Genomic DNA, 25,797 nt, shown 5'->3' with positions numbered 1-25,797 from the left:
GCAACACCCGCGGTCCGTCCTGGCAGCTCAGGCGGGCCGCCCAGGAGGGAGACGACCGCAGTGGCGCCCCCGTCGAAACGGCGCTCAGGCTACTCGCGAAGGGCGCAGTACAGCACCTTTTTCGGCTATATCGCCGGCGTTGCGGGCGTGCTTGTTGGAGCGGCGTTCCTCCTCGTATCCTTCCTCGAGCCCGGAGCGTTCTCCTGGGCGCGCAACGCCGCGGCCACGGCGGCCGAACCGGCGGGCGGCGCATCGGCAAGGGGACGCTCCGCCGGCAAGAGCGTGATCGACGTCGTCGAAGGGTACATCCTTGCAGGGAGCGAGAACGCACGGCTGCGGCGCGAACTGGCCGAATCACGCACCCGCCTTGTCGAAGCCGAAGCCGCGCACGAGGAGAACGAGCGCCTCAAGGCGCTGCTCGGCCTCGCCCGCCGCGATCCCGCACCGGTCGCCCTCACCCGCCTGACCAGTTCGAGCGCGTCGAGCTCGCGCCGTTTCGCGACGCTGGGAGCAGGAAGCGCTGACGGCGTGGAAGCGGGCATGCCGGTCACGTCCCCGCTCGGCCTGATCGGCCGCGTCCTCGAAGCCGGTCCGTCCACTTCGCGCGTGCTGCTCGTCACCGACACCGAGAGCCTCGTCCCGGTCCGCCGCTCCGGCGACGGCGTTCCGGCGTTCGCGCAAGGACGCGGCGACGGAACGATTCAGATCAGGCTCATCAACCTCGGCATAAACCCGCTGAAGAAGGGCGATGTCTTCGTCACTTCGGGATCGGGCGGGCTCTACCGGCCCGGCACGGTCATGGCCGTGGCGACCGAGGTGACGAGCGACGGGGCAATAGCACGCGTGCTCAGCGATCCCGCGGCGACCGAGTTCGTCGCCGTCGAGGATGTCTGGGGCCCGGTGCCGCAGCCCGGCCCGCCGCCATCGGAGGAAGAGGACCAAGACGGCGAATGAACGGCCTGCGCTTTCCCGGTCAGCGTTCGCGATGGCGCGCGAAACAGATCAACCGCGCCCCGTCTCCGGCGCTGGCGGTCGGGCTGCCGTGGCTGAGCATCATGGTCGGCTCTCTCGTCCCGGGCTGGATCATCATCGCCTCGGCGCCGGTGCTGCCGCCGCTCGGCTTCCTCATGTTCGTGGCGTGGCGACAGCTTCGCCCCGGTCTCATGCCGGTCTGGGCGGGTCTTCCGCTCGGCCTGTTCGACGATCTCTACAGCGGGCAGCCGCTCGGCAGCGCCGTGCTCCTGTGGTCAGCCACCGCGATCACCCTCGACGTCATCGAGGCGCGCCTTCCCTGGCGCAATTTCTTCATAGACTGGCTGGTAGCCGCAGGCCTCATCGCCGCCTATATCGTACTGGGCCTCGGAATCGCGAACATGCTGGGGGGGTCGACACCGCTTCACGTCATGGTGCCGCAGATTATCGTCTCGATCTTTTTCTATCCCCTCGCGGGCCGCATCGTCGCCTTCGTTGACAGGGTCAGGCTCAGCCGCATCCTGGAAATCGGCTGAATGTTCGGAAAGCTGCGCCATGTCAGCCTGGCGACGCTGCGCAACAGCTTCGACAGGCGCAGTGCCGTCCTCGGCACCTTGCAGGGCACCATCGGCGTGCTGCTCGCCGCGCGGCTCGGCTACCTTGCCGTCGCGCAGAACGAGAAATGGGAGCTCGAGGCCGAAAGCAACCGCGTGAACCTGTCGCTGATCCCTCCGCGTCGTGGCTGGATCCTCGACCGCAACGGTGCACCGCTCGCCTCGAACCGGGCGGACTTCCGCGTCGACATCATTCCCGATCGCATGGGGAACAACGGCAAGACGATAGACACCCTGGGCGAGCTCCTGAACCTCGACGAGGTCGAGCTTCGCGACTTGCGCGACAAGATCGAGAAGTCGAGCGGCTTCGCCCCGGTCGAGGTCGCGTCCGGGCTGGACCTCGAACGCTTCGCGGCGGTGAGCGTGCGCCTGCCCGAACTGCCCGGCGTGGTCACGCAGCGGGGATACTCTCGCTTCTACCCCACCGGACCCTCGGTCGGACATCTCATCGGCTATGTCGGTACCGCGTCTGCCGAGGACTACGAGGAGGATCGCAACCCGCTTCTCATCACGCCCGGCTACAAGATCGGCAAGGACGGTCTCGAGAAGCAGTTCGAGAAGGACCTGCGCGGATACCCCGGTGCCCGCCGCGTCGAGGTGACCGCCAGCGGGCGGATCATCCGCGACCTCGAGACCCGCGAGGACGTGCCCGGCAAGCCCGTGAAGCTGACCATCGACGGGCCGCTGCAGGATTACGCCGCGCGCAGGCTCGGCCCGGAATCGGGCTCGGTCGTCGTCATGGACTGCCACAACGGCGACATCCTGTGCGCGTCCTCGATGCCCAGCTTCGATCCCAACAGCTTTTCGGACGGCATCGGTCGCATCGAGTGGAAGATGCTGTCGGACGACGACCACGTGCCGTTGCGCAACAAGGTGCTGCGCGGGCTCTATCCGCCAGGCTCTACGGTCAAGCCGATGGTCGGTCTCGCCTTCCTCGAAGCGGGACTCGATCCCGAGGAGACGGTTTTCTGCGGCGGCGGCCTGCGCGTGGGCAATCGCGTGTTCCACTGCTGGAACCGGCGCGGCCACGGCACCGTCAACATGGCCAAGGGCATCTACCAGAGCTGCGACGTATACTTCTATTACTTCGCGCAGAAGATCGGGATGAACCCGATCGCCGCGATGGCGCGCAAGCTGGGCCTTGGCGCGGAGTATCCGCTGCCCGTGGTCGGCCAGTCGTACGGCACGGTTCCCGATCCGCAGTGGAAGGAAAGGAAGTACGGCCGCGAGTGGCAGACGTTCGACACCGTCAACGCCACCATCGGCCAGGGCTATTTCCTCGTGAACCCGCTGCAGCAATGCGTGATGGCCTCTCGCATAGCCAGCGGAAGAAATCTCATGCCCCGGCTCATCCATGGCCAGGGCGGGCAGGACGCGGCATCGCTCGACATTCCGCAGGAACACCTCGACTATATCCATCAGTCGATGTCCGACGTCGTCAACGGCCCGGGAACCGCCGGCCGCGCGAGACTGCCGATCGAGGACGTGAAGCTCGCTGGCAAGACCGGCACGGCGCAGGTCGTCTCGCTCAGCGTGTCGAGCGGCAAGACCGGCCCCTGGAAGTACCGCGACCACGGCCACTTCATCTGCTACGCCCCGTTCGACAAGCCGCGCTATGCATGCGCCGTCACCATCGAACACGGCGGCGGGTCGGGCGCGGCCTACCCGGTCGCGCGCGATGTGATGACGTTCCTCTACGACCCCGGCAAGGCGATGGAAAAGCTTTACGAGTTCGAGGAAGGCTGGGGCGGCACAGCGCGCGAGCGGCTCGACCGCAAGTACGCTGCCTACGTCGAGCAATACGGGCCGAACGCGCCCAAGGTCGGCGATGCGGCCGAGAAGAAACAGGCCGAAGCCGCCGCCGCTTCCGATGGCGAGCCGTCGCAGCCCATCGTCCGGACCGCGCAGTCGCCGCGACCCGAGCCGGGAGCCTCGGGCGCTCCCTCCACCGCGCCTGAGGCCGACTGATGGCGCTCGGCATAATTCCCGATCCGGTCGCGCGGCAACCCTGGCGGGTGATCCTGCCGCTGCTGGCGCTCGTCCTGCTGGGCGCGGCGGTGCTGTATTCGGCGGCGGGCGGGCATCTGCAGCCCTACGCGGCATCGCACATGGTGCGTTTCGGGATTTTCCTCGTGATGGCGTTCGTCATGTCGTGGCTGCCGCGAGACTGGTTCAAGATGGCAGCCTACCCGGTTTACGGCGCGGTCTTCCTGCTACTCATGCTGGTCGAGGCAATCGGTGCGATAAACGGCGGCAGCCAGCGCTGGCTGAACCTCGGCTTCATGACGCTGCAACCTTCCGAACTGATGAAGCCCACGATCGTCCTCGTCCTGGCGCGCTTCTACGACACGCTGCCTGCGCCGATGACGGCAAGCTGGCGCGGCCTCATCCCGGCGGGCGCTCTGATCGGACTGCCGGTCGGGCTGGTGATCCTGCAGCCCGACCTCGGCACCTCTCTGGCCATCGTGTTCGGCGGAGTGGTCGTGATGTTCCTTGCCGGTCTGCCGCTGCGCTGGTTCGTGGGCGCGGGCGTGGCTGCGGGGATCGCCGCGCCGGTGGGCTTCTTCACCTTTCTCCACGACTACCAGCGCCGCCGCGTGACTACGTTTCTCGATCCCGAGAGCGATCCGCTGGGCGCTGGCTATCACATCACCCAGTCGAAGATCGCCATCGGTTCCGGCGGCATCTTCGGCAAGGGCTTCGGCAACGGATCGCAAAGCCATCTCGAATACCTGCCCGAGGCACATACCGACTTCGTGTTCGCCACTATGGCGGAGGAGTGGGGCATGATCGGCGGCGTGTTCGTGCTGCTGGTCTTCGCCGCGCTGTTCCGCTGGGGCCTCGTCGTCGCGCGCCGGGGGCCGGACAGGTTCTCGCGCCTGCTCGCCTCCGGCATGACCGCGACGATCTTCTTCTACGTCGCGATCAACCTGATGATGGTGATGGGCCTCGCGCCCGTGGTGGGCATTCCCCTGCCCTTCATGAGCCATGGCGGGTCCTCGATGCTGACGGTGATGATCTGTTTCGGAGCGATCCTGGCCGTCGACCGCTGGAGCAAGCGCCCGACAGGCCTCACCTGAAAAATCCGCGTTTCTCGAAAAATTGTCGCGCGCCCCCTTCACCTTCGCCGCGCAGCCGCTATATGGGCCGCTCCTGTCGATTCGGGACCGTCCGAAACCGGACAGTGGACGCATAGCTCAGTTGGTAGAGCAGCTGACTCTTAATCAGCGGGTCCTAGGTTCGAGCCCTAGTGCGTCCACCATTTTCTCCCATCCATCCCCAATACGTATTCGCAAGCCGGACGCCGAAGTTTTTCCGGTTTTCGGGAACCTTTCGTCGTTCCTGCGCGTAGATTTGTTGCTGCCGTTTTCCGGCTCCCTGGACCAAGGCTCAAAGAGGAGAGCGGCAGCGAATTCCCTTTCGGACAGGACGACGCAGAACACGGACGACGCGTGCGCGGCTCCCTTTCGGGAACCGCTATGCGTCACGACATAACCGGCGGTGTCTCCGGCCGCGCAGACTGCTTGCGCGCGTCGACTGATCGCCTGCGAAGCGGCGATCAGTCGACGCCGTAGACCAGCAGCACGTTGCCCGTCATCTTGGCGGTGAACCCGTACCCCGATGGAACGATCAGCATGCCGTTCCAGGCGATCGGTGCGACGCCGCCGGCGATCGCGCCGCCGTTGCCCGTGGAACCATTGACGGTCTCGTAAGTCGTCGCGGTGTCGGTTTCCCAGAGGACCGTGCCGGTATCGGCATCGAAGACCCTGAGATACCCGTCGATGCTGCCTGCCATCACCAGTTCCGAGGTCGCCGTCACGGCGCCCGAGTAACCGGGGCTGCAAAGCGGCTTGCCCTCGCAGGTGTCGAGCGGCGAAGGAGCCTCCCAGAGACGCTCTCCGGTCGCGATGTCCAGCGCGTAGACGCCCGGCTTGGCTGCCATGTCGTATTCCACACCATCGGCGCTGTCGCTGACCGGAACGAAGACCTTTCCTTCCGAAGCGGCGATACCGAAGTGGATGCCGCCCATCACGCCGCCACGACCGACGCGGGTCTTCCAGGCCAGTTCGCCGGTGTCGGCATCGATCCCGTAGGCGATGCCCGATTTCTGTCCGGCGAGGACGTACTCCTTTCCGTCCTTGCCCTTCGCGATCGCGACGTTGGCGCCGAAATCGAAGTCCGGCCCGGCATCTTCGGGGCAATTTGCCTTGTTGACCTCGCTGCACGAGGCGTTCCAGGCATCGCCTTCGAGCGCCTGGTAGGACCATTTGATCTCGCCGCTCTTGAGGTCGAGCGCAACGATCGCGTCGCTGAGGTCGGTCGTGGGCGTGGTGTAGTTGTCGCCGGTCGCGAAGACGAGAAGTCCGCGCTTTTCGTCGACCGAGGGCGTATTCCACACCGCGACGCCGGAGGGTCCGTAATTGCGCGCGCCGGCGGAATTGACCTCGGTGTGCTTCGGCTCGTCGACAAGGTAGGTTCGCCAAAGCTCCTTGCCGGTCAGCGGATCGACCGCGAGGATCGAACCGCGAAAGGTGCAGCATTCGTAAAGCGGATCGCCCGCCGCGCCTTCCTCGAGCGACGATACCGGGATGTATAGGATACCGTCGTACAGCGTCGGCGAGGCCGTGAGCGTCGTGCTCGGGTGCGGGTCGCCGCGAAGCCGCCAGACCTCCTCACCCGTTCGCGCGTCGATGCCGTAGGCGTTGCCCACGATGTCGGAGAAATAGGCCATCGGCCGCGCGTCGGCATCGCCCGCTTCCCACGACGAAACGACAATGCCGGTACGCACCTCGCTGCCGGCGTGGAAGACCCACTTGATGCAGCCGGTTTCGGCATCGACCGCGTAGACGGAACCGTCATGCGTGCCGGTGATGATGCTGCCGCCCGCAATGGCCGGCTGCGAACGCATCCTTATCGTGCTGGGGAAGGCGACGGCATATTTCAGGCTGAGCTTGCCGACATTTTCGCGGTCGATCCCGGCCACGTCATCCGGGATCGCGTGTGTGCCGGCATTGTCGAGGCCCCACCCCGCGAAGGCCGGCGGCTGGTCGAGATCGAATGCCGCCCTGTCGCCGGTGCACATCTTCAGGTCGGCGGCGGCATCGGCATGACCGAAGGTTCGGTTGGCGACGTATTGCGAAACCGCTTTCTTCTCGTCGTCGGACAAACCGGTCGACATCGGCGCCATGACGCCGGTCGTCAGCGCGCGATATATCGATTCCGGCGTCATCTGCGAAAGGATGTAGCGCTCCGGAGCGCGGTCCGCGCCGCCCGAATGGCATGCGACGCAGAGCCCGTCGTAGACGCGCTGCCCCGTCGCCGCGACCGCCGGGTCGAGCTCGTCTCCGACATCGCGATAAGTATCCGCCGCAGCCACCTTGCCGCCCGAAGCGGGCGCGGCGGAGAGTTCACCGGAAATCGAAAGGGCGCTGGTGCCCACGGCCAGGCCAAGGGCCGCCAGCAATGCTGCGCGCCCGAAAGGCATGCGACGTGCAATCAGGTTTTTCATCGACCCCGGTCTCTCCTCATCCCACCCGGTCTCCTTGCCGGGCGAAGCCCGTCTAGGGCGTTATCGCGCCCGAGTGACCTGATCAATAGTGGGGGTAAGGAGGTCCTGCCTGGGGTCCGTCAGAGCAACTTGTCCATGGTAACCGGCAATTCGCGAATACGCCTTCCGGTGGCGTGGTAGACGGCGTTGGCGATCGCTGCGGCGGTACCCACGTTGCTGACCTCGCCGATGCCCTTCACGCCGAGCGAATTCACCTGGTTGTCGACTTCGGGGACCATGATGATGTCGACTTCGGGGACGTCGGCATTCACCGCAACGAGGTATTCCGCGATGTTGTCGTTGATGTAACGGGCGCGGAGCAGGTCGAGTTCGGTCTTTTCCAGGAGCGCCTGCCCCAACCCCCAGATCATGCCGCCGAGATACTGGCTGCGCGCGGTGCGCGGATTGACGATCCGGCCCGCCGCGAAGGCCCCGGTCATCCGGGGCACGCGGATTTCGCGCGTGAGCCGGTGGACGCGGACTTCGACGAACTCGGCTCCGAAAGCATACATCAGCGGCTTTGGCTCGTCGCCGCCGCCACCGCCGAACTTGCCCTTGTAAAGCGCCTTGATCGCGTCTTCGCCCGAGCCGGGCGGCGCCCATTCGGCGTATTCCTCGATGCGGTTGCTGCCGAGCTTGCGGAAGGCGGCAGACATGTCGTCGACCGCGGGAACGGTGCCGCCGAAACGCTGGCGCACCTTCTCGCACGCGGCCTTCACGGCGGAACCCGCGCTCGCCGTGGTCATGGAACCTCCCGAAACGGGACCGGGCGGGAGGGTCGTATCGCCCATCCTTACTGTAATCGCGGCAGGGTCGATGCCAAGCTCGTCGGCGGCGATCTGCTGCATGACGGTGTAGGCACCGGTGCCGACGTCGTGCGCCGCGATCAGCACTTCGGCCCTGCCTTCCGGCGTCAGCACGATGCGCGCAGTGGCGGGCATCATGTTGGTGGGATAACATGCGGTCGCGCAACCGTATCCGATCAGCCAGTCGTCCTGCGCCATCGACATCGGCTGCGGGTTGCGCTTGCTCCATCCGAAGGAGCTGGCCGCCTCGTCGTAGCATTCCATCAGCGAGCGGCTGGTATAGGGCGCGCCGGTTGTCGGGCTGGTTTGCGTGTCGTTGATCCGGCGAAACTCGACCGGGTCGATACCCAGCTTCTCGGCCATCTCGTCCATCGCCGATTCGAGCGCGTACATGTACGGCGTCTCGGGCGGGGAGCGCATGAAGCCCGGTGTGTTCCGGTCGGCCTTCACAAGGCTGACGCCGGTGCGGATGTTGGGGCAGGCGTACATCTCCGCCGTGGCGGTCGTGCCAGCGACGAAATAGTCGTCCTGCCGCGAGGTGACTTCGCTGCCCTCGTGAGACAGCGCAACCAGCTTGCCGTTGCTTTCCGCGCCCATGCGGATGCGGTGCCTGGTTTCGGCGCGATAGGTCGCAAGGGTATAGCCCTGGTCGCGCATCACCACGTTCTTGACAGGGCGGCGCAGGTCGCGCGCGATCGCCGCGATCAGGCCGGTGCGCTGCGTCATGATGCCCTTCGATCCGAACGCGCCGCCGACGAAGGGGTTCTTCACCTCGACCTTGGCGGCATCGACGCCCAGCGTTTCGGCCGCGCCGTTTTTCAATTGCCAGACGAACTGGCTGGGCTCGTGAATGACCAGGTTGTCGCCGTCCCAGGCCGCGGCGGTGGAGAACAGCTCCATCGGGTTATGGTGCATCGTCGGCGTCTCGTACTCGACGTCGAGCGTGACCGGAGCGGAACCGTACGCGGCATCGAAGTCGCCGACATCGTGCTTGCCCGCCGTAATCTGCTTTTCCTCGGCCCCGGCGCTGCCGAACGTCGTTGCGGGCTGTTCTGCCTGATAGGAGATCTTCAGCCGGTGGGCGGCGTCGCGCGCGGTCGCGAGATCCTCTGCCACCACGACCGCGACGATCTCGCCATCGTTGACGATATTCGGGCCGGCGAGCGGCATCACGCTGTCAGCGACGTAGCCGCCCTTCATGAAGTGCCGCAGGTCCTGCCGCGACGGAGCATTCTCGTGCGTGTAGACCTTGAGGACGCCCGGCAGGCCTGCTGCTTCCGACGTGTCGATCGACGTGATCGATCCTTTCGCGATGCCGCTCGTCACGAAAAGTGCCGTCGCCGGATTGGGGAGCGGCATGTCGTCGGCGTAGAGCGGCGCGCCGGTGACCTTGGCGCGCGCCTCGTAGCGGGGCAGCGCCTTGCCCATGTTGGTGCCGGGTTCGGGGACGGGCGGTGTCGGATCGGCCATGCTCAGATTTCCATTGCCTTGGCTTCGGTAAGCGCGCGGACCAGCGTCGCCTTGCCGAGCGGAACCTTGAATGCGTTGTGTTCGTGCGTGACGGCATCGGCGAATTCCGCCTCCGCCGCAGCTTCCATCGCCGCCTCGCCCAACGGGCGGCCGCGAAGCTGCGCCTCGGCCTTGCTCGCGCGCCAGGGTACCGTTGCAAGACCGCCGAGCGCGATGCGCACGTCGGTGGCGATATCGCCTTCCATTTCGAGCGCGACTGCCGCGCTGGCGTTGGCAAAGGCGTACGACTCGCGGTCGCGGACCTTCACATAGGTAGATCGCGGCCAGGGGCCGTCGGGGATGGTGAAGCCCGTAATCAGCTCGCCCGGCTTGAGAGTCGTTTCGATATGCGGAGCATCCGACGGCAAACGGTGCAGCCCCGAGAACGGCAGCACGCGCGGCCCGTCGGGCCCCAGCACCGAAACCGACGCATCCAGCGCGACGAGGGCCTGCGCCCAGTCGCCGGCATAGGTCGCGATGCAGGACCCGCTCGTTCCGAGAACGGCATGGAGCCGGTTGAACCCGTCGAGCGCCGCGCATCCCGACCCCGGAACGCGCTTGTTGCACTGATCGTAGGTCGTATCGCGGAAATAGGGGCAGCGCGTGCGCTGAAGGACGTTGCCGCCAAGCCGCGCCATGTTGCGAATCTGCGGAGACGCGGCTTTCCACAAGGCATCGCGCAGCACCGGGTAATCGCGCTCGATCATGCCGTTGTCGGCCAGTTCGGCCATCGACACCAGGGCGCCGATGTGAAGGCCCTGATCGGTTTTCTTCACCGCGTTCAGGCTGTCGCCCCCGATCCCGTCGATGGCGACGACGCGCTCGGGACGCATGACGCCCAGCTTCATGAGGTCGAGCAGCGTCGTGCCGCCGCCGATGTACTGGACGGGGGAACCGACGTGCGACTGCGCTGCGGCTTCCGAAAGCGCCACTGCCTGGGCCGCGTCCTGCGGAGTCTCGTAATCGAAAGGTCGCATCTCAGCCCTCTGCGTCTCGCGCCTGCTCCACGGCGGCGACGATGTTGGGATAGGCGGCGCAGCGGCAGATGTTGCCGCTCATGTATTCGCGAATTTCGGCGGGCGTTCGCGCATGGCCTTCAGCGATGCAGGCGACGCCGGACATGATCTGGCCGGGGGTACAGTACCCGCATTGGAACGCGTCGTTGTCGATGAACGCCTGCTGCAGGGGGTGAAGCTCATCGCCGTTCGCAAGGCCTTCGATCGTCGTGACTTCCTTGCCCTCCAGCCCGGCCACGAGCGTGAAGCAGGAGAGCATGCGCTGACCGTCGACATGCACGGTGCAGGCTCCGCACTGGCCGTGATCGCAGCCCTTCTTGCTGCCCGGCAGGCCGAGCGGGCCGCGCAGGGCATCGAGGAGCGTGAGCCGCGTATCGGCCTCCATCTCACGCCGGTCCCCGTTGACGGTGAAGGACACGGTCCGTTTCTTCGCCCGGTCTGCCGAAGCGGAAGACTGGGCCTTCGCTTTGCCGGCTCCCACCGATCCTGCGGCGGAGATGGCAGCGGCGCTGCCGCCGATGAAGCTGCGCCGGCTTACCGGCATTGCGGGTCTGGAACTCATGAAATACCCCTGCGCGCACTTGGCTGCCATATGATGACAGCGCTCTTCATCGGTCAACGAGGCTCGGGCGGTCAGGTTCCAGCCTGTTTCTCCGCATTCTCGGCCTGGTCAGCCGGAGCATCGGTCGCCTGTTGCGACGCCCTGGTCGCGATCTCTTGGTCTATCTCCTTGGCGGTAGAGCGAATTTTCTCCTCCGCCGCCTCGTACCGCTGGTCGAAGGTCGGCTCGCTCTTGCAGGCCGCGACCAGGGAAAAAAGGATGATGGCCGCAAGGCGCATCAGTAGCTCTTCTTGATACGGACGTTGAGGTTGCTGACACCCGAACCGCCCGCCTGCGCGAGAAGCGAGAGCCAGCGCGTCAGGCTGATTTCCAGCTGGGTCGCGGTGAAGCCGCGCGCATCGGTGATGAGTTCGATGTAGACATCGTCGGTCAGGTACTGCCCTGCCGCCAGTGCGGTCCCGCGCCCGGTACTCTCGTCCTCGCCAAGGATGCGCAGGCGGTCGATCCCGGTGGCGGAACGCAGCTTGCCGAGCGGATTGAGCCCGCCCCCGCCCGATCCGCGCAGCGAGTTGAGCGACGCTGCAAGCTGGACCGCCTGGATCGCCGACAGGTTCTCGATCGAGCTTCCGAACAGGATGCGCGAGACGATCTCGTCCTGCGGCAGGCCCGGCGTGCTGCTGAAGGCGATCTGCGGGTCCATCGCGCGACCCGACACGTTCACGTTGACGGTGACGTCCTCGATGTCCTCGGTCGCGACCATGCGCACGACCGGGTTGATTTCCGCACCCCCGGTGAAGGCGACGCGACCCTCGGTCAGTTCGAAGGATCGCCCGGCGAAACCCAGCGTGCCTCGGATCAGCTCGACTTCTCCCGAGAGACGGGGATCGGCGCTGGAACCGCCAACGTTGAGGTCGGCGCTCCATTCGGATTCGAGCCCCATGCCCGAAACGTAAAGCCTTTCGGGCGCGCGCAGGTCGATGTCGAGGCGGATGAGATCGAAGATGCCACCGGAGGGTTCGGCAGGCTCGTCGCCGGTGATCCGTTGCCGTCCGCGCGGCGGCTTGAAGCGCACGCCCGTCAGTTCGGGCACTTCTGCCGCACCCGAGGTCACGATCTCGTAGCGCGTTTCCGGCAACCTGATCTGACCGGCGAGCAGCGCCGTCTCACCGGCGCTTTTCGACAGGCGCAATTGCCCGGTCGCGCGCGCCGAAATGGCGTCGCTGCGCGCGAGCCGCGCATTTTCGAGCGTCATCGAGACATCCATCGGGTAGCCCGCGTCGGAGGCAAGGCTGACGTAACCGCTGGCGCTCACCGTCCCGTCGCCCGCCGTCGCCTCCAGGGTCTCGATCTGCAGGCGATTGCCATCGAACCGGCCGGCAAGCTGCATGTTCGACAGCCGCGTCCCGTAGGTCAGGTTCTCGTAGACGAGGTTGTTGCCCCGGACGATGCCGTTCAGGCACGGATCGGCCACCTGGCAGGAGAAGTCTGCCGCAACGCCGATCGGGCCGGACAGGCGCTGGTCGGGCTGGCCCGCGAACGAGAACAACGTCGCGGCCGGCCCGTTGTAGCGGATACCGCCGCCAAGCGGAGCTTCGAGCAGGCGCTCGGTCCACGGTCCCGCACCGGGCGGCAAGGGCCGCAACGATGCGACCATGCGTCCGATGACGGTGCCGCGGCTGCGCATCACCGCCCGCGCCTCGCCACCGTCCGCCAGCAGCTTGCCGACGAAGTTGACGTCTACCGGGCTGCTGACCGATGCAGCGGTGGTGCGCGTGAAATCGTCGATCTTCAGCCGGGCATCGGCGCGAGGGAACGCGGTCGCCGTGGGTTGAGCGAAATCGAGGCTGCCGCTGGCCCTGCCGCCGAGCCCGAGGCCCGGCACGAAGCTGTTTACCAGCGACATGTCGAGGTTCTCGAGCCGGCTCTGCAGCTTCATTCCGTCGCCGTAGGTACCCGCGAGCCGAACGTTGCCGTCGCCGAAAGCGATGCGGGTGGGGAGCAGTTCGTAGCTGCCGTTGCCGGGCACGATGCGTGCGGGGCTGGTCGTGCGGAATTCGATCCCGCGTACCTTGCCCCGGATCGCGGCCTTCCAAAGTTCGGGTTCGAGCACGGCATTGGCCGATACCCGGAACGGCGCGCCGCTCGTCCCTTCTAGCAGGGCCTTCGCATGGCCGCGGCCGTCGCGGTAGTCGACGATCACGCGGCCCGCGTTGATGTCGAACGCCCCGTACCGCGTGTTCGCGAGTTGCACGTCGCCCACGACGTAGGGCTGTTCGTAAAGCACGACGCGCGCGTCGATGATCGCCGAGCCGATGGAAAGCCGCGCCGGTCCCTGAAAGACGGTGTCGTTCGCGCGCAGGTTGACGATGGCTTCCTGGTACCGGCCTTCGGCCCCGAGCCTTACCACGCCGCCGAGGCCGTTGCCGTTCGCCGTCAGTTCGCCCGCGAAGGGTCCTGCCGCCGTCTGGCGCAGCGATCCCGCGAAATCGATGCCCGCAAGGTTCGCGCTGTTGATCTGGAGCGAGAGCCTGTCGCCGGTGCCAAGCGTTACGTCGGCCTGCAGCGGGCCGTAGTCGGTGTCGCCGGTCAGGTCGAGCCGGTAGCCACCCCTTGCCCCCGTGATCTCTGCGTCGAGATTGGCAAGACCGATGCCGAGGTCCGGGCGATCCGCGGTGATACGCGCCTGCGGGTCGCTGATCGTCCCGGCGACGCGAACCCCGATATTGCCGTACCGGTCCGAAATCGCATCGGCATTCAGCGCGATGCGTCCGTCGGGATTGTAATAGCCCGATCCGCCGACCACGCGCAGGTCGGGCGCCTCGAGCCGCAGGTTGGCGAAGCGTACGGTGCCGTCGCCGCCATAGCGGACATCGGTCGACGCAACGAAATTGCCGCCGAGATAACTCTGCAGGCTGTCGTTGAGCAGCCGCGTCGAGCGGGCGCGCACCCGCCCCTCCATCGCGAAACCCCCACCCTGCTCGGTGCGCAGGTCGATATCGGTCTCGATGTTGAAAATCCCGACGCTCTCTACCCGGTAATTGTCGATCCGCCCGTCAATCGCGCCGGTATAAAGGCCGGTCGAGGTGTCCGCGAGCAGGATCGCGGTCGCGTCGATGCGGTCGGATCGCACGCGCATGTTGTCCGAAAGTACCCGCGTGCCGTCGATCGCGACATCGCCGTCCAGGCGGACGTTCGTAAGGGTGCCGCCCGCGACCGAATCGAGGCCGGTAATCCGCGCTGCCCGGGCGCTGACCGGGATCAGTATCCGGTCGGCGTTCACCTGCGCCGCGCCCGTCGCGTTGAAATCGACAAGGCCCATGTCGTTCATAACGATGCGGTTGGCATCGATCGCGTATTGCACCGTCGGCGTCGCGAATTCGCCGTCCAGAGCGAGTTGGGCGCGCAGGCCGCTCCCTGCCAGATTTTCGGCCAGCGCGGAGGGACGCAGCAACACGAAGCCGAGGCGCATGTCCTCGAAGCTGTTGTCGGACAGGTCGACGAGACCGTTCACGTTCAGGCGGAAGGCATCGCTGTTGACGTTGCCGGCAAGGTCGGCGCGGCGCTCGTCCAGCGCGGCGGTAAGGTCGAGATTGGTGACCGGGCCGAGCAGGTTCGCGACCGGGCCCGACTGGAACAGGCGCGCAATCCGGGTCGGGCCTTCGACGGCAAACGTGCCGTCGCGCGCGCGGAGCGCAAGGCGGGCGAACTCCGCGCCGCCAAGGTTTGCGGCGAGCCTGCCGTCCCATGCCTGCCAGTCGCCGCTTCCCTTCAGGCGAACAGTCGCCGACTGGCCGAGACCGGCTAGCGAAGCGACGACGCCGTCGGCCGGTGCATCGAGGACGAGATCGACGGCAAGGCGGTTTGCCTCGGGCACGGCATCGAGCGTCAGGTCGATCCGGTCGCCGCCCGCCATGCCCGGCCCGGCTATCGTGCGCCCGTCGAAATCGACCTGCGCGCGGCCATCGGCGATGTGCACCTCTCCTCCGAGCGATGCCACGCGGCGCTCGCCCGTCACGGGTTCCTCGAGGATGAAGCGGTCGACCTGCAACCGGCCGATGTCGATATCGAGATCGGGCAGCAGCGGCTCGTCGCTCGGCGGGGTCTCGTTGAATTCCGGGAGCCTGCGCATGACGATGCGCTCGGCGGTGAGCGAGCGAACGTCGACATGGTTGTTGATGAACCTGAACGGACGCCAGTCGACATGGACCTCGGGCGAGAAGACGAACTCGCCCTTCGGATCGCGGATCGAGAGGTCGTGAACGACCATCTCTCCGTAAAGCGATCCCTCGATCCGCCCGATGCCGATCTGCATCCCGTTCTCGAATTCGAGGCCCTGGATCTGGTCGGCGACGAAACGGCGACCGGGTCCGGTGTCGATCAGGAACACGACGAGTGCCACCAGTGCGACGATGCCGAGCAGCGTCAGCCCGACCCACTTGGCGATACGCCGCGGCCAGCTGTGACGACGCCGCACCGGTTCCTCGTGTACGTCGCTTTCGGGTGCGCCGGCCACCGGTTCGGGTTCGAGCTCGTCCGCCATCAGAACGCCTGGCCGATCGAGACATAGACATTGATGCGGCTTTCACCCGGTCGCCGGTCGAGCGGGGTTGCCACGTCGAGGCGGAATGGGCCGAAATTCGTGTAGAAGCGCCCGCCAAGCCCGACGCCGAAGCGCAGGTCGTCGAACTGCGGCATCGTCGATGCGTAGGCCTGCCCGACATCGACGAAGCCGACGATGCCGAAATTGCCGAACCGATAGCGAACCTCGGCCGCAGCCTCGTTCAGGCTGCGCCCGCCGATGGGATCGCCATCGGGATCGAGCGGTCCGAGCTTCTGGTACGCGAAGCCGCGAACCGATCCGCCGCCGCCCGCGTACATGCGGCGCGACGGCGCGATGTCGAACCTGTCGACGCCCTGGATCGTGCCGAGCCTGATGCGCCCGGCAAGCACGATGCTTTCGCTTGCCGGGAAATAGCCCGATGCATCGATCCTCGCGCGGACATAGGGATTGAAGCCGTCCTCCAGCGAGCCTTCCGGCTGGACGAGCGCCGTGACGCGGAAGCCCTCGGTCGGGTTCAGCAGGTCGTCGGTGAGGTCGAGGCCCACCTGTCCGCTGAGGCCGGCGATGTAGAATGTTCGCCGGTCGCGCCTTCCCAGCGCGAAGTCGTAGTCCTTCTCGGCCGTCGCGAGCAGCTCGACACCCAGCGAGTAGGTGAGCGTCTTTTGCCAGATAGGCGTGGAATCGTAGCGGATCAGCCCTGCCAGCCTGCCCGTGTAGGCATCGTACGCGTCGTAGTCGCTGCGCAGCGCCTCGGCAGTCAGTTCGAAGGTCCGGTCGCGCCTGCCCGCGTTGGACCGGCGAAAAGTGACGCCCGCACCCTGCTCGGACGTACCCGCCACGCCATGGACGATCAGTGCGCCCTCGGGCGGGAACATGTTGCGATGGGTCCAGCTCGCCTCGAGGCGCAAGCCCTCGCCCGTTCCGTAACCGGCTGCGCCAGCGATGGTTCGCGGCGGACCGGCATTCTGTTCGGCGTTGACCGTCACGTACTCCGTGCCGTCTCCCACCGCTTCGCCGGTCCGTTCGGGAGCGACGGTGACGGTCGAGAACAGGCCGGTCGCGACCATCGCCTTGCGCAGGTCGTCGACCTTGCTGGCATCGTAGAGTTCGCCCGGCTTGAAGCGCGCCAGGACGCCGACATGCTCGGCATCGAAGGCAAGATCGCCTTCGGTGGTAATCCCGCCGAAACGGGCGCGCGGTCCGGTTTCCACGGGCAGCGTGTAGACACCCTCGCCCGTATACTGGTCGAGCAGGATGTCGCGCTGGCCGACTTCGGCGAAGGGATATCCGTTTTCGGGAAGCGCGACGGCGACCTGCGCCTCGGCACCCTGCACGCGCTGCGCGACGATAGGCTCGCCCACCTCGAGCGCGAGGTTGTCGCGAATGAGGTCGGAAGGTTCGGTCGGCTGCGCTTCGATGTTGATCTCGGAGAACGCGAACCGCTGGCCCGGGTTCACGTCGAGCACGGCGACGATCCGCTGGTCGCCGCCGTCATCGGTGGGGCGGTCGATCCGCGTCTGCACATCGGCTTCGTACCAGCCTTCGGAGGCCAGTATGCGCTTCAGCAACTCGCTGTCTTCGGTCAGCCGCGCGGCGATCATGGCCACGTTGGCCGCTTCCCCGTCGCCGTCGCGCAGGGCCGACAGGTCATTGAACATCGACCGCATCGCCGCGTCGGTTTCCTCGTCGGCATCCTCGAGGCCGTTGACGGCCACGCGGTAGTCGATCTCGACGGTCTCGCGGTCCTCGGCATCCTCGGCGAACTCGACGGGCTCGACCTCGAATTCGCCGAGCGGGGGCAGAGGTTCGGTCAGCGCCGTATCGGATATGGGCGCATCGCCGATTTCCTCTACTGGGTCGCCATCGGCCAGCGCGGGATCGCCAAGCGGCGCCTCGGACCCCTCCGCGGGTTCGGCGTCGGATTGCTCGGCGGCAAGACGGCGTTCGAAAGCCTCGATGGATTCGAGCGGCCGGTCGAGCTCGGGATCGTCCCCGGCGTCGAGATCGGGGACCGTCTCGTTGAACTCCTCGTCGGGAATGATCGGCTCGACTTCGGGAAGCGCGACTTCGGGCGGCGGCGGGGGCACCGGGACGGACCCTGCGCGCAAAGCGTCGGACTCCGGCGCATCGCCCTCGCCTTCCTGGGCGAGTGCGGGTTGGGTTGCGAGAGCGACTATAATTGTAGTCAGCACGGTCCGCGAAACGCGGCGCCGGGAACCGGATATGCCGTTAATCATTAGCTTGGGCATAGACCCCCGGGACACCCGTTTCTACCATCGAGGCATTCCTTGCTAAGCGCCCCATCCGGACCAGAAGCGGACATGACGACCAAAAGTTCCCGCGCGATTCCGGAACATTACGACCAGGACGACGCCGAAGACGCGGTATCTTCGCGCACCACCGCCCCCGGCGCAACCGCCGAGTCGCCGTGGCATCTGCCCTGGCGAGCCTGGATACAGGTGCTCAAGCGTGTCTGGATCATGATCGGCTTCCACCAGATCAGCCTGCTTTCGGCGGGTGTCGCCTTCTTCGTCTTTCTCGCGATCACCCCGCTCATCGCCGCGACGACGCTCATCTACGGGCTGATCGGCGATCCGGCGACCGTGGCCGACCAGATGGCGAGGATCGTCGAGGTCGTGCCCTCCGACGCCGCACAGCTTATCGAGGAGCAGCTGATCGGCGCAGTCACGACCAGCAAGGGCGTCGTCGGACTTGCGCTCATCATCGCGCTGTTCTTCGCGCTGTTCGGCGGTATGCGCGCGGCCAACGGCATGATCGCGGCGCTGAACATCATCAACGAGGAGCGGGAGACGCGCGGCATCGTCTCCCTCACCCTGCGCGCAGCCTCGCTGACGCTCGCGGCGATCTTCATCGCCATCGTCGGACTGGCGAGCGGCGGCGTCTTCGCGTGGCTGCAGACCCAGACCAGCTTCCTGCTGGGCGGTGGTACCGCGTTCCTGTTCAAGGCGCTGACCTGGATTGCGGCCATCGCGCTCGGCAGCGCCGGCTTCGCGCTCATCATGCGCTACGGACCGGACAGGCGACCGGCCAAGTGGCGCTGGCTCACGCCGGGATCGGTGCTGTCGACGCTGCTGTGGATTCTGATCAGCTTCGGCTTCTCGCTCTACGTCGCCTACATCAGCGACTACAACGCGACCTACGGCTCGTTGTCGGCCATCGTCGTATTCCTGATGTGGCTGTTCCTTTCGGCCTACGGCGTGCTGCTCGGCGCGCTTCTCAATGCCGAGATCGAGCGACAGATCTACTGCGACACCACGATCGGCCCCGACCGCCCCGCAGGACGTCGCGGCGCCGTACTGGCCGACATGATCGATGCGTCGATGCCCAAGGAAGAGGCGTTGGAAAAGCGGCGCCACCGGCAGGCCGAACGCGCGCGTCACAAGGCCGACGAGGGCGAGAAGCTCTGACGCGAATTAACCGGTCGTAAGCCATGTTCGCCCTATCGTCGGCCGGTCATGGCAGACTTGCCGCCAGCAGACCGGCCCGCGATGCCGGCACGACGCCTCGAAGGCCTCGACGCCCTGCGCGGGATCGCGGCGCTGTGCGTGTTCCAGTTCCACGCCTCGTTCATCCTTGGCGGCGCTACTCCCGAAGCGAGCGGCGCGGGTTACCTGGCAGTCGATTTCTTCTTCATGCTCAGCGGCTACGTCATGGCGCGCACGTACGAGCAGCGGCTGGCGAAGGGCTTCGGCGCGATGCGCTTCCTCGGGGCGCGATACCGGCGCCTGTGGCCGATCATGGCCATCGGAGGCGTCATCACCGCGCCGATGCTGGCGATGGACCTTGGCGACCCGGCGACCTTCGCGGCGATTTTCGTTGCCAACCTGCTCTTCATCCCGGTCTTCTTCACCGGCACGATCACCTTTCCGCTCAACAGCGTCGCGTGGTCCATTCTTGCCGAGCTTTTCGCGAACGCGGTCCACGCGGTCGTGCTCTGGCGCTGGCGCACGCGCGCCGTCTTCGCGCTGGCGGCGTTCTGCCTCCCGGCCCTTGCGGCCACAGCCTGGTATCACGGCACGCTCGACCTCGGCGCGGGTGTCGACAACGTCTGGGCGGGGTTACTGCGCGCGCTTTTCGCCTATGCCATCGGGATCGTGCTTTACCGAAAGTGGCGGGACGAACCGCCTTTCCGCCTTTCGCCGCTGCTGGCGTTCGCCGCGATGCCGGCACTGTTCGCTTGGTCGCTGTGGGTCGGCGAGAGCTCGTGGCTTTTCGATGTCGCCTTCGTCGCGCTTGTCTGCCCGCTGCTCGTCGGCGCCGGACTGGCGTGGCAGCACAGCCACTGGCTCGCACGCTGGCTGGGGCTCCTGTCCTTCCCGCTCTACGCCGTTCACCTGCCGATGCTGCAGTGGGGTCGCGGGCTGCACGTCGAACCCGTGCTGACCATGGCGGCGACGATCGCCCTTGCGTTGTACATCGCTTGGCGCAATGAGGCCCCCAAGCGTGGCAAGTCGCCGCGCAACCAGCCTGCCGCAGCGGCAGAGCCCGTACCGACGCCGCGCGGCCTCGCCTGAGGACCTTCCGCGCGGCCAGCCGGAGAGGCCGTCCGCCAACCGGGAAGGAAGCACATGGCGAAATTCCTCATTGTCGAGGCGCGTTTCTACGACCACCTCAACGACATGCTGAACGAAGGCGCGCGCACCGCTCTGCAGGCTGCCGGGCACGAGGCGGAAATCCTCACCGTCCCTGGCGCGCTGGAGATACCGGGCGCGATCGCACTCGCCGAACCGACCGGCCTCTACGACGGGTTCGTCGCCATCGGCGTCGTGATCCGGGGGGAAACCTATCACTTCGAAATCGTCGCAGGCGAAAGCGCGCGCGGCATCATGGCGCTGACCATGGACGGCATTGCCATCGGCAACGGCATCCTGACGGTCGAGAACGAGGAACAGGCCCTCGTCCGCGCCGATCCCGCGCAGAAGGACAAGGGCGGCGAAGCGGCGAAAGCGGCCATCGCGCTGCTGAACCTGAGGAGCAGGTTCGATGGTTGAGCGGCACCCTTCCATCGCCGGCCTGCGCTGGGTCTTCGGCGGCAACGTCTTCGGCTGGACACTCGACCGCGACGCAAGCTTTCGCATCCTCGATGCCTTTTACGAGGCAGGCGGGCGCATGATCGATACTGCCGAGGGGTACTCCTCTTGGGTGGAGGGCAATTCGGGCGGCGAGTCCGAGGCGATCATCGGCGAATGGCTCGAAAGCCGCGGCGTGCGGGCGGACATGCGCATCGGCACGAAGACCAACCAGAACGGCGAAGCGGGCGGTCTTGCCGCCGATCGCGTGAAGAAAGCGCTCGAAGGTTCGTTCGAGCGCCTGCGGACCGACTACGTCGATCTCTACTACGCTCACCAGAACGACCCCGAAACGCCGGCAGATGAGGTCGTCGCGACATTCGACGAGCTGGTGAAGGCCGGAAAGGCCCGCGAACTCGGATGTTCGAACTTCGAGACGGCCCGGCTCACTGAATTCCTCGACGCCGCAAAGTCCGCCGGGCGACATGGCTTCACGGTGATCCAGCCGTTGTACAATCTCGTGACGCGCGAGGCTTTCGAAGGCGCGATGCAGGACCTCTGTGTCGGGCGCGACATTGCGGCGCTGCCCTATTTCGGTCTCGCCTCGGGTTTCCTCACGGGCAAATACAGGAGCGCCGGCGACTGGGCCGGAAACCCGCGCGCCTTCGTGCTCGACGGGATCGCCAGCGACCGGTCGTGGGCCAAGCTCGAAAGGCTGCGCACGGTTGCAAGCCAGCTCGATGCAACACCGGCGCAGGTCGCATTCGCCTGGCTCAATTCGCGCGCAGGCGTCGCGGCGCCGATCGCCAGCGCGACCAGCGTCGAGCAGGTATCCCAGCTTGCCGAGGCGACCCGGCTCGAACTGTCGGCGAAGCAGCGCGCATTGCTCGACGGTTGAGCCGGATGATGCCGGGCTCTCAGACGCTCAGGCGTCCGAAAGCCCCCTCGCCCGCGTAAGTCGCCGCATCGCCCAGTTCTTCCTCGATGCGGATGAGCTGGTTGTACTTTGCCAGCCTGTCCGAACGCGCAAGGCTTCCCGTCTTGATCTGTCCGCAGTTCGTCGCGACCGCGAGGTCGGCGATCGTCGCATCCTCGGTTTCGCCAGAACGGTGCGACATCACTGCCGTGTACCCGGCGCGCTGCGCGATGGACACGGCCTCGAGCGTTTCGGTCAGCGAGCCGATCTGGTTGACCTTCACCAGCAACGAATTGGCGAGCCCGTCGGCGATGCCCTGCGAAAGCCGTTTGGGGTTCGTCACGAACAGGTCGTCGCCGACCAGCTGGACCTTGCCGCCGACCTTGCGGGTCAGCGCCGCCCAGCCTTCGAAATCGTCCTCCGACATCCCGTCCTCGATCGAGCGGATCGGGTAGGCGTCGCAGAGTTCCGCCAGGTAGTCGGCCATTTCCTCGCCGCTCAACGACAGCCCCTCCCCCGCAATGTCGTAGCGACCGTCCGAGAAGAACTCGGTACTGGCGCAATCGAGTGCAAGCGCGATTTCCGAGCCGGGCTTGAAGCCAGCCTTCTCGACCGACTCCATGATGAAATCAAGCGCATCGCGTGTGCCTGCAAGGTTCGGCGCGAAGCCGCCTTCGTCACCCACGGCGGTCGACAGGCCCTTCTGCGCAAGGCCCTTCTTGAGCGTGTGGAAGATCTCGGCACCCCAGCGCACCGCCTCGGCCAGCGTCGGGGCGCCGACGGGCATGACCATGAATTCCTGAAAATCGATGGGGTTGTCGGCATGCTCTCCGCCGTTGATGATGTTCATCATCGGAACCGGCATCACGTGGGCCGAGACCCCGCCGACATAGGCATAGAGCGGCAGCCCCCGGGCGTTCGCCGCTGCCTTGGCGACCGCGAGGCTGACACCGAGGATGGCGTTGGCGCCCAGGCGGCCCTTGTTCTCGGTCCCGTCGAGGTCGATCAGCGCAAGGTCGATATCGCGCTGGTCCTCGGCATCGGCGCCGATCAGGCTCTCGGAAATCTCGCCGTTCACCGCATCCACGGCCCGGGTCACGCCCTTGCCCAGGTACCGGTCCTCGTCGCCGTCGCGAAGCTCGACCGCCTCGTGCGCGCCGGTCGATGCGCCGGAGGGAACCGCGGCGCGTCCAAAGCTGCCGTCCTCAAGCAGGACGTCCACCTCGACCGTCGGATTTCCCCGGCTGTCGAGAATTTCGCGGCCGTGGATGTCGATTATCGCGGTCATCGGTGATTCCTCCTGGCAAGTGTCTGCAATTGCTGCGTTGCGGCGCTCTTAGCAGGGGAACTTTCGCTGACAAGTTGCGTTGCAGCAGTATGCGAGTCTTGTGTTACCATGGTAACATATCGATATCGAATGCAGGCTTCCATCAACACGAATACCGACAGGAGCGAGTACATGGCCGATCCGACCACCACTCCAGAGACCACTTCCACCGCCGGAGCCGGCGGTGAAGCAGCCAAGAGCCACTTTGCAAAGGCGATGGAAGAGGCAAAGGCCGGTGCCCGCGCCCTGCGCGACGAAGCCCAGGTCCGCGCCGACACCTATCGCGCCAAGTACGACGAGAAGCGCGGCGAGTATCGCGCCAAGTACGAGGAAACGAAGGGCGAGGCCAAGGTTCGCGGCGACGAGGCCAAGGAGCGCGCCGCCTACTACGCGAACGAAGGCAAGACCCGCGCCAGCGCCGGGCTTTCGAGCCTTGCCCGGACCATTGAGGACAACGCCGCGATGATCGACGAGAAGGTCGGTCCCAAGTACGGCGACTATGCCCGCAACGCCGCGCGCTCGATGAACGATACCGCAGGCTATCTCAACGAACGCGAGCTCGAACAGCTAGGCGAGGATGCGATGGACTTCGTGCGGCGCAACCCCGGCCTTTCGGTCGGCATTGCGGCGGTCGGAGGGTTCATGCTGGCGCGTATGTTCAAGGGCTCGGATTGATCGCGGCGGCGTATAGAACGGCGTCACGATGAACGACCAGTCGCAGAACTTCACGCCCCCGCTCGACGAGGCCAAGGAGCGCTCGCTCAACGAAGACGTCCGGCAACTCGCACAGGACGCCCGCGTCTTGGCCGAGGCGGAGCTTGCCTACCAGAAGTCGCGCGCGTCCTACGCCGGACAGGAGGCAAAAGGGATCGCGATCCTGGGGGCTTCGGCCCTCGTCCTGCTGTTCTTCGCCACGATGGCGCTCGTCGTGGGCCTCGTGCTCGCGCTTGCACCCATCCTCACGGCGTGGGGTTCGACTGCCGTTGTCACCGGCGCGCTGCTGCTCCTTACCGCGATTTGCGGTCTGTCGGCGGCAGGCAAGTACAAGCGGATGATGGCAATGATATCCGACAAGAAGGCTGAATGATGGGGCAACTGGCGCGACAGCTCGAGCATGACAAGGCGGTCCGCGATTCCGCCCGCTCGCAATTCGACACCCGTCTCGCGCAGGTGAAGACCGATCTCGAGGCACGCGGAATCGGCGGTCGCATCGCCGACAAGGTGGCCAACGATGCCATGGCAATCGCCGACGAGGCATCGGATGTCGCCAGCGAGCATCGCGGCGTCATTGCAGGAACCATCGTCGCGCTGGCGCTTTGGTTCTTGAGACACCCGATTATCGCCTGGATCGACACTCTTCTGGGCGATGAAGACGACTGAGAGGCAACGACATGAGCGAGACCCGGACCAACCCTCCCATCAGGACCGTTCCCGACCCCGAGGCCGAGCGTGACGATAATGTTGTGCCGATGCGCACGCGGGTGAAGGACGATTCCAGGGCCGCCTTCACCGATTTCGTCCGTGACCATCCCGGCATCGCCCTTGCCGGCGGTATTGCCATCGGCATGGTGGTAAGCGCGCTCCTGCCGCGCCGCGCACCGCAGAAGCTCGCGAAATCGACCGCCGCGCTGGCTGAGGCCGTGAGCGCTTCCGCATTGCTGCTCGGCCAGCAGGCACTCGAGCGCGCCGAGGCGGCAGGTCATAGCCTGAAGGAAACCGGCGAAGACCTGGCAGGGCGCGCCGAACACCTCGGCGGTCGCGCTCTCGGCAGGGCCGAGCGCGCCGGATACGCCGCCGCAGGCCGCGCGGAGCGGTTCGGGAAGCGTACCGCCGGCGAGGCCGAACGCTACGGCGAAGCCGCCATCGGCCAGCTGGAGCGCCTCGGACAGGCTGCTATCGGCACCGCCGAGCGTTTCCTTTACCCCGCTGAGAAGAAGGCCGAGACGACTGGCAATCGCATCGCGCGCCGCGCGCGGGAAATGCGCAAGCGCGTCCGTCGTTAAGAGCCTTGCAGTTCGCGACTGCACAACGCTATCAGGCAGAAATTGCCCTCGTTAAAGGGAATAACTCCTGATGCAGAAACTACATCTCGTGATGGGCGGAAGGGTCACCGACCCGCGCGGTTTCGATTTCGTCGATCTCGACGAGGTGGATCTCGTCGGCATCTATCCGGACTACTCGTCCGCCGAGGATGCCTGGCGTTCTCAGGCGCAGCGTACGGTCGACGATGCGGAAATGAAGTACGTCATCGTTCACCTGCACAAGCTGCTCGAACCCAAGTTGCCCGACGCCTGACAAATACACCGTCCGAACGATAAATGCGGAAAGGGCCGTACCGGCATGACCGGTGCGGCCCTTTTTCCGTTACGCGCCGGCCACGGGGGTCAGACGAATTCTATTTTCTCGACGAGATAGAAGCGGTCGCCCGAGGGCACGGTGACCTCGATCTCGTCACCCACCTTGCGGCCGATCAGCGCCTTGCCCAGCGGCGAATTGTAAGTGATGCGCCCCTTTTTGGCATCGGCCTCGTAGGGGCCGACGATCTGGTACTTGACCGGCTTGTCCTCGTCGTCGAGCAGCGTGACGGTGGCTCCGAACACGATCCTGTCGCCCGAGAGCGTCGTCGGATCGATGATCTGGGCGCGGCTCATCTTGTCCTCGAGGTCGGCGATCGTGGCCTCGACCTGCCCCTGTCGCTCCTTGGCGGCATGGTACTCGGCGTTCTCCGACAGGTCGCCGTGCGCACGAGCTTCCTCGATGGCGTCCACGATCTTCGGGCGTTCCTGCCGAAGTGCCTTCAGCTCGGTCGTGAGCATCTCGTAGCCCTCGGCGAGCATGGGGACCTTTTCGACACTTGCCATACAAATTCCTCCTGCTGCCTCCGCCACCGGGACTAGAAGTCCGGCCGTTCCGATGGGGAACGGTCCCGGACGTCC

At 66.0% G+C, this 25,797-nt stretch carries 22 protein-coding genes and 1 tRNA gene; 14 read left to right on the top strand and 9 right to left on the bottom strand.

Annotation, left to right across the window (positions count from 1 at the left end; all coding sequences use genetic code 11):
* Positions 1–60: 60 nt before the first annotated feature.
* The 5 genes from mreC to FHS75_RS02410 all read left to right on the top strand — a co-directional run bounded on the left by mreC (position 61) and on the right by FHS75_RS02410 (position 4,848).
* Complete coding sequence (gene mreC, locus FHS75_RS02430) at positions 61–954, top strand: rod shape-determining protein MreC (protein WP_179406118.1); 894 nt, start codon at positions 61–63, stop codon at positions 952–954.
* Positions 951–1,508, top strand: a complete 558-nt coding sequence (locus tag FHS75_RS02425) for a rod shape-determining protein MreD (protein ID WP_179406117.1) — start codon at positions 951–953, stop codon at positions 1,506–1,508. Before mreC ends, FHS75_RS02425 begins: the two co-directional genes overlap by 4 nt.
* The gene (gene mrdA, locus FHS75_RS02420; RefSeq protein WP_179406116.1) at positions 1,509–3,554 is read left to right on the top strand and encodes a penicillin-binding protein 2; all 2,046 of its coding nucleotides are present in this window, start codon (positions 1,509–1,511) and stop codon (positions 3,552–3,554) included.
* On the top strand, positions 3,554–4,666 hold the full coding sequence (gene rodA, locus FHS75_RS02415; RefSeq protein ID WP_179406115.1) for a rod shape-determining protein RodA: 1,113 nt from the start codon (positions 3,554–3,556) through the stop codon (positions 4,664–4,666). Before mrdA ends, rodA begins: the two co-directional genes overlap by 1 nt.
* 106 nt (positions 4,667–4,772) lie before the next feature.
* Positions 4,773–4,848: transfer RNA gene (locus FHS75_RS02410), tRNA-Lys, on the top strand.
* A gap of 297 nt (positions 4,849–5,145) precedes the next feature.
* Here FHS75_RS02410 and FHS75_RS02405 read toward each other — a convergent pair.
* From FHS75_RS02405 to FHS75_RS02375, 7 genes are all read right to left on the bottom strand, one after another.
* Positions 5,146–7,095: an outer membrane protein assembly factor BamB family protein gene (locus FHS75_RS02405; protein ID WP_229735467.1), complete on the bottom strand. Its 1,950-nt coding sequence runs from the start codon at positions 7,093–7,095 to the stop codon at positions 5,146–5,148.
* 119 nt (positions 7,096–7,214) lie between these two features.
* Positions 7,215–9,410, bottom strand: a complete 2,196-nt coding sequence (locus FHS75_RS02400) for a xanthine dehydrogenase family protein molybdopterin-binding subunit (protein ID WP_218845091.1) — start codon at positions 9,408–9,410, stop codon at positions 7,215–7,217.
* Positions 9,411–9,412: 2 nt separating this feature from the next.
* Positions 9,413–10,426 carry an FAD binding domain-containing protein gene (locus FHS75_RS02395; protein ID WP_179406114.1) on the bottom strand — a complete coding sequence of 338 codons (1,014 nt, stop codon included), beginning with the start codon at positions 10,424–10,426 and terminating at the stop codon, positions 9,413–9,415.
* Position 10,427: 1 nt separating this feature from the next.
* Positions 10,428–11,027, bottom strand: coding sequence for a (2Fe-2S)-binding protein (locus FHS75_RS02390; RefSeq protein ID WP_179406113.1), 600 nt, complete (start codon positions 11,025–11,027; stop codon positions 10,428–10,430).
* A gap of 71 nt (positions 11,028–11,098) precedes the next feature.
* A complete protein-coding gene (locus tag FHS75_RS02385) occupies positions 11,099–11,305 on the bottom strand; it encodes a hypothetical protein (protein ID WP_179406112.1) in 207 nt (68 codons plus the stop codon).
* A complete protein-coding gene (locus FHS75_RS02380) occupies positions 11,305–15,567 on the bottom strand; it encodes a translocation/assembly module TamB domain-containing protein (RefSeq protein ID WP_179406111.1) in 4,263 nt (1,420 codons plus the stop codon). Before FHS75_RS02380 ends, FHS75_RS02385 begins: the two co-directional genes overlap by 1 nt.
* Entirely contained in the window at positions 15,567–17,825 is a 2,259-nt protein-coding gene (locus tag FHS75_RS02375) for an autotransporter assembly complex protein TamA (protein ID WP_179406541.1), read from the bottom strand. The genes FHS75_RS02380 and FHS75_RS02375 overlap by 1 nt, the downstream gene beginning before the upstream one ends.
* 84 nt (positions 17,826–17,909) lie before the next feature.
* Here FHS75_RS02375 and FHS75_RS02370 point away from each other — a divergent pair, with 84 nt between their 5' ends.
* From FHS75_RS02370 to FHS75_RS02355, 4 genes are all read left to right on the top strand, one after another.
* Positions 17,910–19,016, top strand: coding sequence for a YihY/virulence factor BrkB family protein (locus FHS75_RS02370; RefSeq protein ID WP_229735466.1), 1,107 nt, complete (start codon positions 17,910–17,912; stop codon positions 19,014–19,016).
* Positions 19,017–19,097: 81 nt separating this feature from the next.
* Positions 19,098–20,123 carry an acyltransferase family protein gene (locus tag FHS75_RS02365; protein ID WP_179406110.1) on the top strand — a complete coding sequence of 342 codons (1,026 nt, stop codon included), beginning with the start codon at positions 19,098–19,100 and terminating at the stop codon, positions 20,121–20,123.
* Between the two features lie 54 nt (positions 20,124–20,177).
* Positions 20,178–20,600 carry a 6,7-dimethyl-8-ribityllumazine synthase gene (gene ribH / locus FHS75_RS02360; RefSeq protein WP_179406109.1) on the top strand — a complete coding sequence of 141 codons (423 nt, stop codon included), beginning with the start codon at positions 20,178–20,180 and terminating at the stop codon, positions 20,598–20,600.
* Entirely contained in the window at positions 20,593–21,516 is a 924-nt protein-coding gene (locus tag FHS75_RS02355; protein WP_179406108.1) for an aldo/keto reductase, read from the top strand. The genes ribH and FHS75_RS02355 overlap by 8 nt, the downstream gene beginning before the upstream one ends.
* Before the next feature lie 19 nt (positions 21,517–21,535).
* Here the strand turns inward: FHS75_RS02355 and eno are convergent, their stop codons facing one another.
* Positions 21,536–22,822 carry a phosphopyruvate hydratase gene (gene eno / locus FHS75_RS02350; protein ID WP_179406107.1) on the bottom strand — a complete coding sequence of 429 codons (1,287 nt, stop codon included), beginning with the start codon at positions 22,820–22,822 and terminating at the stop codon, positions 21,536–21,538.
* 171 nt (positions 22,823–22,993) lie between these two features.
* On the opposite strand from eno, the gene FHS75_RS02345 reads away from it, so the two are divergent.
* The 5 genes from FHS75_RS02345 to FHS75_RS02325 all read left to right on the top strand — a co-directional run bounded on the left by FHS75_RS02345 (position 22,994) and on the right by FHS75_RS02325 (position 25,156).
* Complete coding sequence (locus FHS75_RS02345) at positions 22,994–23,536, top strand: hypothetical protein (RefSeq protein ID WP_179406106.1); 543 nt, start codon at positions 22,994–22,996, stop codon at positions 23,534–23,536.
* Positions 23,537–23,564: 28 nt separating this feature from the next.
* Positions 23,565–23,948, top strand: a complete 384-nt coding sequence (locus FHS75_RS02340) for a phage holin family protein (protein WP_179406105.1) — start codon at positions 23,565–23,567, stop codon at positions 23,946–23,948.
* Positions 23,945–24,241 (top strand): hypothetical protein, encoded by a 297-nt coding sequence (locus FHS75_RS02335; RefSeq protein WP_229735465.1) that lies wholly within the window; start codon positions 23,945–23,947, stop codon positions 24,239–24,241. Before FHS75_RS02340 ends, FHS75_RS02335 begins: the two co-directional genes overlap by 4 nt.
* Before the next feature lie 11 nt (positions 24,242–24,252).
* The gene (locus tag FHS75_RS02330; RefSeq protein ID WP_179406104.1) at positions 24,253–24,864 is read left to right on the top strand and encodes a hypothetical protein; all 612 of its coding nucleotides are present in this window, start codon (positions 24,253–24,255) and stop codon (positions 24,862–24,864) included.
* A gap of 70 nt (positions 24,865–24,934) precedes the next feature.
* Positions 24,935–25,156, top strand: coding sequence for a DUF4170 domain-containing protein (locus FHS75_RS02325; RefSeq protein ID WP_179406103.1), 222 nt, complete (start codon positions 24,935–24,937; stop codon positions 25,154–25,156).
* A gap of 89 nt (positions 25,157–25,245) precedes the next feature.
* Here the strand turns inward: FHS75_RS02325 and greA are convergent, their stop codons facing one another.
* Positions 25,246–25,722: a transcription elongation factor GreA gene (gene greA, locus FHS75_RS02320; protein WP_179406102.1), complete on the bottom strand. Its 477-nt coding sequence runs from the start codon at positions 25,720–25,722 to the stop codon at positions 25,246–25,248.
* Positions 25,723–25,797 lie beyond the last annotated feature (75 nt).

The organism is Novosphingobium marinum (assembly GCF_013408095.1).
Lineage (GTDB): Bacteria > Pseudomonadota > Alphaproteobacteria > Sphingomonadales > Sphingomonadaceae > Novosphingobium > Novosphingobium marinum.
The sequence above is the reverse complement of the archived record's forward strand: the minus strand, read 5'-3'. Positions and strand labels throughout refer to the sequence as shown.

Coding starts and splice junctions, on each gene's coding strand:
- FHS75_RS02340 (WP_179406105.1), top strand. CDS start 23,565: ATGAACGACCAGTCGCAGAACTTCACGCCCCCGCTCGACGAGGCCAAG.
- FHS75_RS02395 (WP_179406114.1), bottom strand. CDS start 10,426: ATGCGACCTTTCGATTACGAGACTCCGCAGGACGCGGCCCAGGCAGTG.
- rodA (WP_179406115.1), top strand. CDS start 3,554: ATGGCGCTCGGCATAATTCCCGATCCGGTCGCGCGGCAACCCTGGCGG.
- FHS75_RS02330 (WP_179406104.1), top strand. CDS start 24,253: ATGAGCGAGACCCGGACCAACCCTCCCATCAGGACCGTTCCCGACCCC.
- FHS75_RS02345 (WP_179406106.1), top strand. CDS start 22,994: ATGGCCGATCCGACCACCACTCCAGAGACCACTTCCACCGCCGGAGCC.
- FHS75_RS02355 (WP_179406108.1), top strand. CDS start 20,593: ATGGTTGAGCGGCACCCTTCCATCGCCGGCCTGCGCTGGGTCTTCGGC.
- greA (WP_179406102.1), bottom strand. CDS start 25,722: ATGGCAAGTGTCGAAAAGGTCCCCATGCTCGCCGAGGGCTACGAGATG.
- FHS75_RS02380 (WP_179406111.1), bottom strand. CDS start 15,567: ATGGCGGACGAGCTCGAACCCGAACCGGTGGCCGGCGCACCCGAAAGC.
- FHS75_RS02375 (WP_179406541.1), bottom strand. CDS start 17,825: ATGATTAACGGCATATCCGGTTCCCGGCGCCGCGTTTCGCGGACCGTG.
- FHS75_RS02335 (WP_229735465.1), top strand. CDS start 23,945: ATGATGGGGCAACTGGCGCGACAGCTCGAGCATGACAAGGCGGTCCGC.
- FHS75_RS02365 (WP_179406110.1), top strand. CDS start 19,098: ATGCCGGCACGACGCCTCGAAGGCCTCGACGCCCTGCGCGGGATCGCG.
- FHS75_RS02390 (WP_179406113.1), bottom strand. CDS start 11,027: ATGAGTTCCAGACCCGCAATGCCGGTAAGCCGGCGCAGCTTCATCGGC.
- mrdA (WP_179406116.1), top strand. CDS start 1,509: ATGTTCGGAAAGCTGCGCCATGTCAGCCTGGCGACGCTGCGCAACAGC.
- eno (WP_179406107.1), bottom strand. CDS start 22,822: ATGACCGCGATAATCGACATCCACGGCCGCGAAATTCTCGACAGCCGG.
- FHS75_RS02425 (WP_179406117.1), top strand. CDS start 951: ATGAACGGCCTGCGCTTTCCCGGTCAGCGTTCGCGATGGCGCGCGAAA.
- ribH (WP_179406109.1), top strand. CDS start 20,178: ATGGCGAAATTCCTCATTGTCGAGGCGCGTTTCTACGACCACCTCAAC.
- FHS75_RS02325 (WP_179406103.1), top strand. CDS start 24,935: ATGCAGAAACTACATCTCGTGATGGGCGGAAGGGTCACCGACCCGCGC.
- FHS75_RS02370 (WP_229735466.1), top strand. CDS start 17,910: ATGACGACCAAAAGTTCCCGCGCGATTCCGGAACATTACGACCAGGAC.
- FHS75_RS02385 (WP_179406112.1), bottom strand. CDS start 11,305: ATGCGCCTTGCGGCCATCATCCTTTTTTCCCTGGTCGCGGCCTGCAAG.
- FHS75_RS02400 (WP_218845091.1), bottom strand. CDS start 9,410: ATGGCCGATCCGACACCGCCCGTCCCCGAACCCGGCACCAACATGGGC.
- FHS75_RS02405 (WP_229735467.1), bottom strand. CDS start 7,095: ATGAAAAACCTGATTGCACGTCGCATGCCTTTCGGGCGCGCAGCATTG.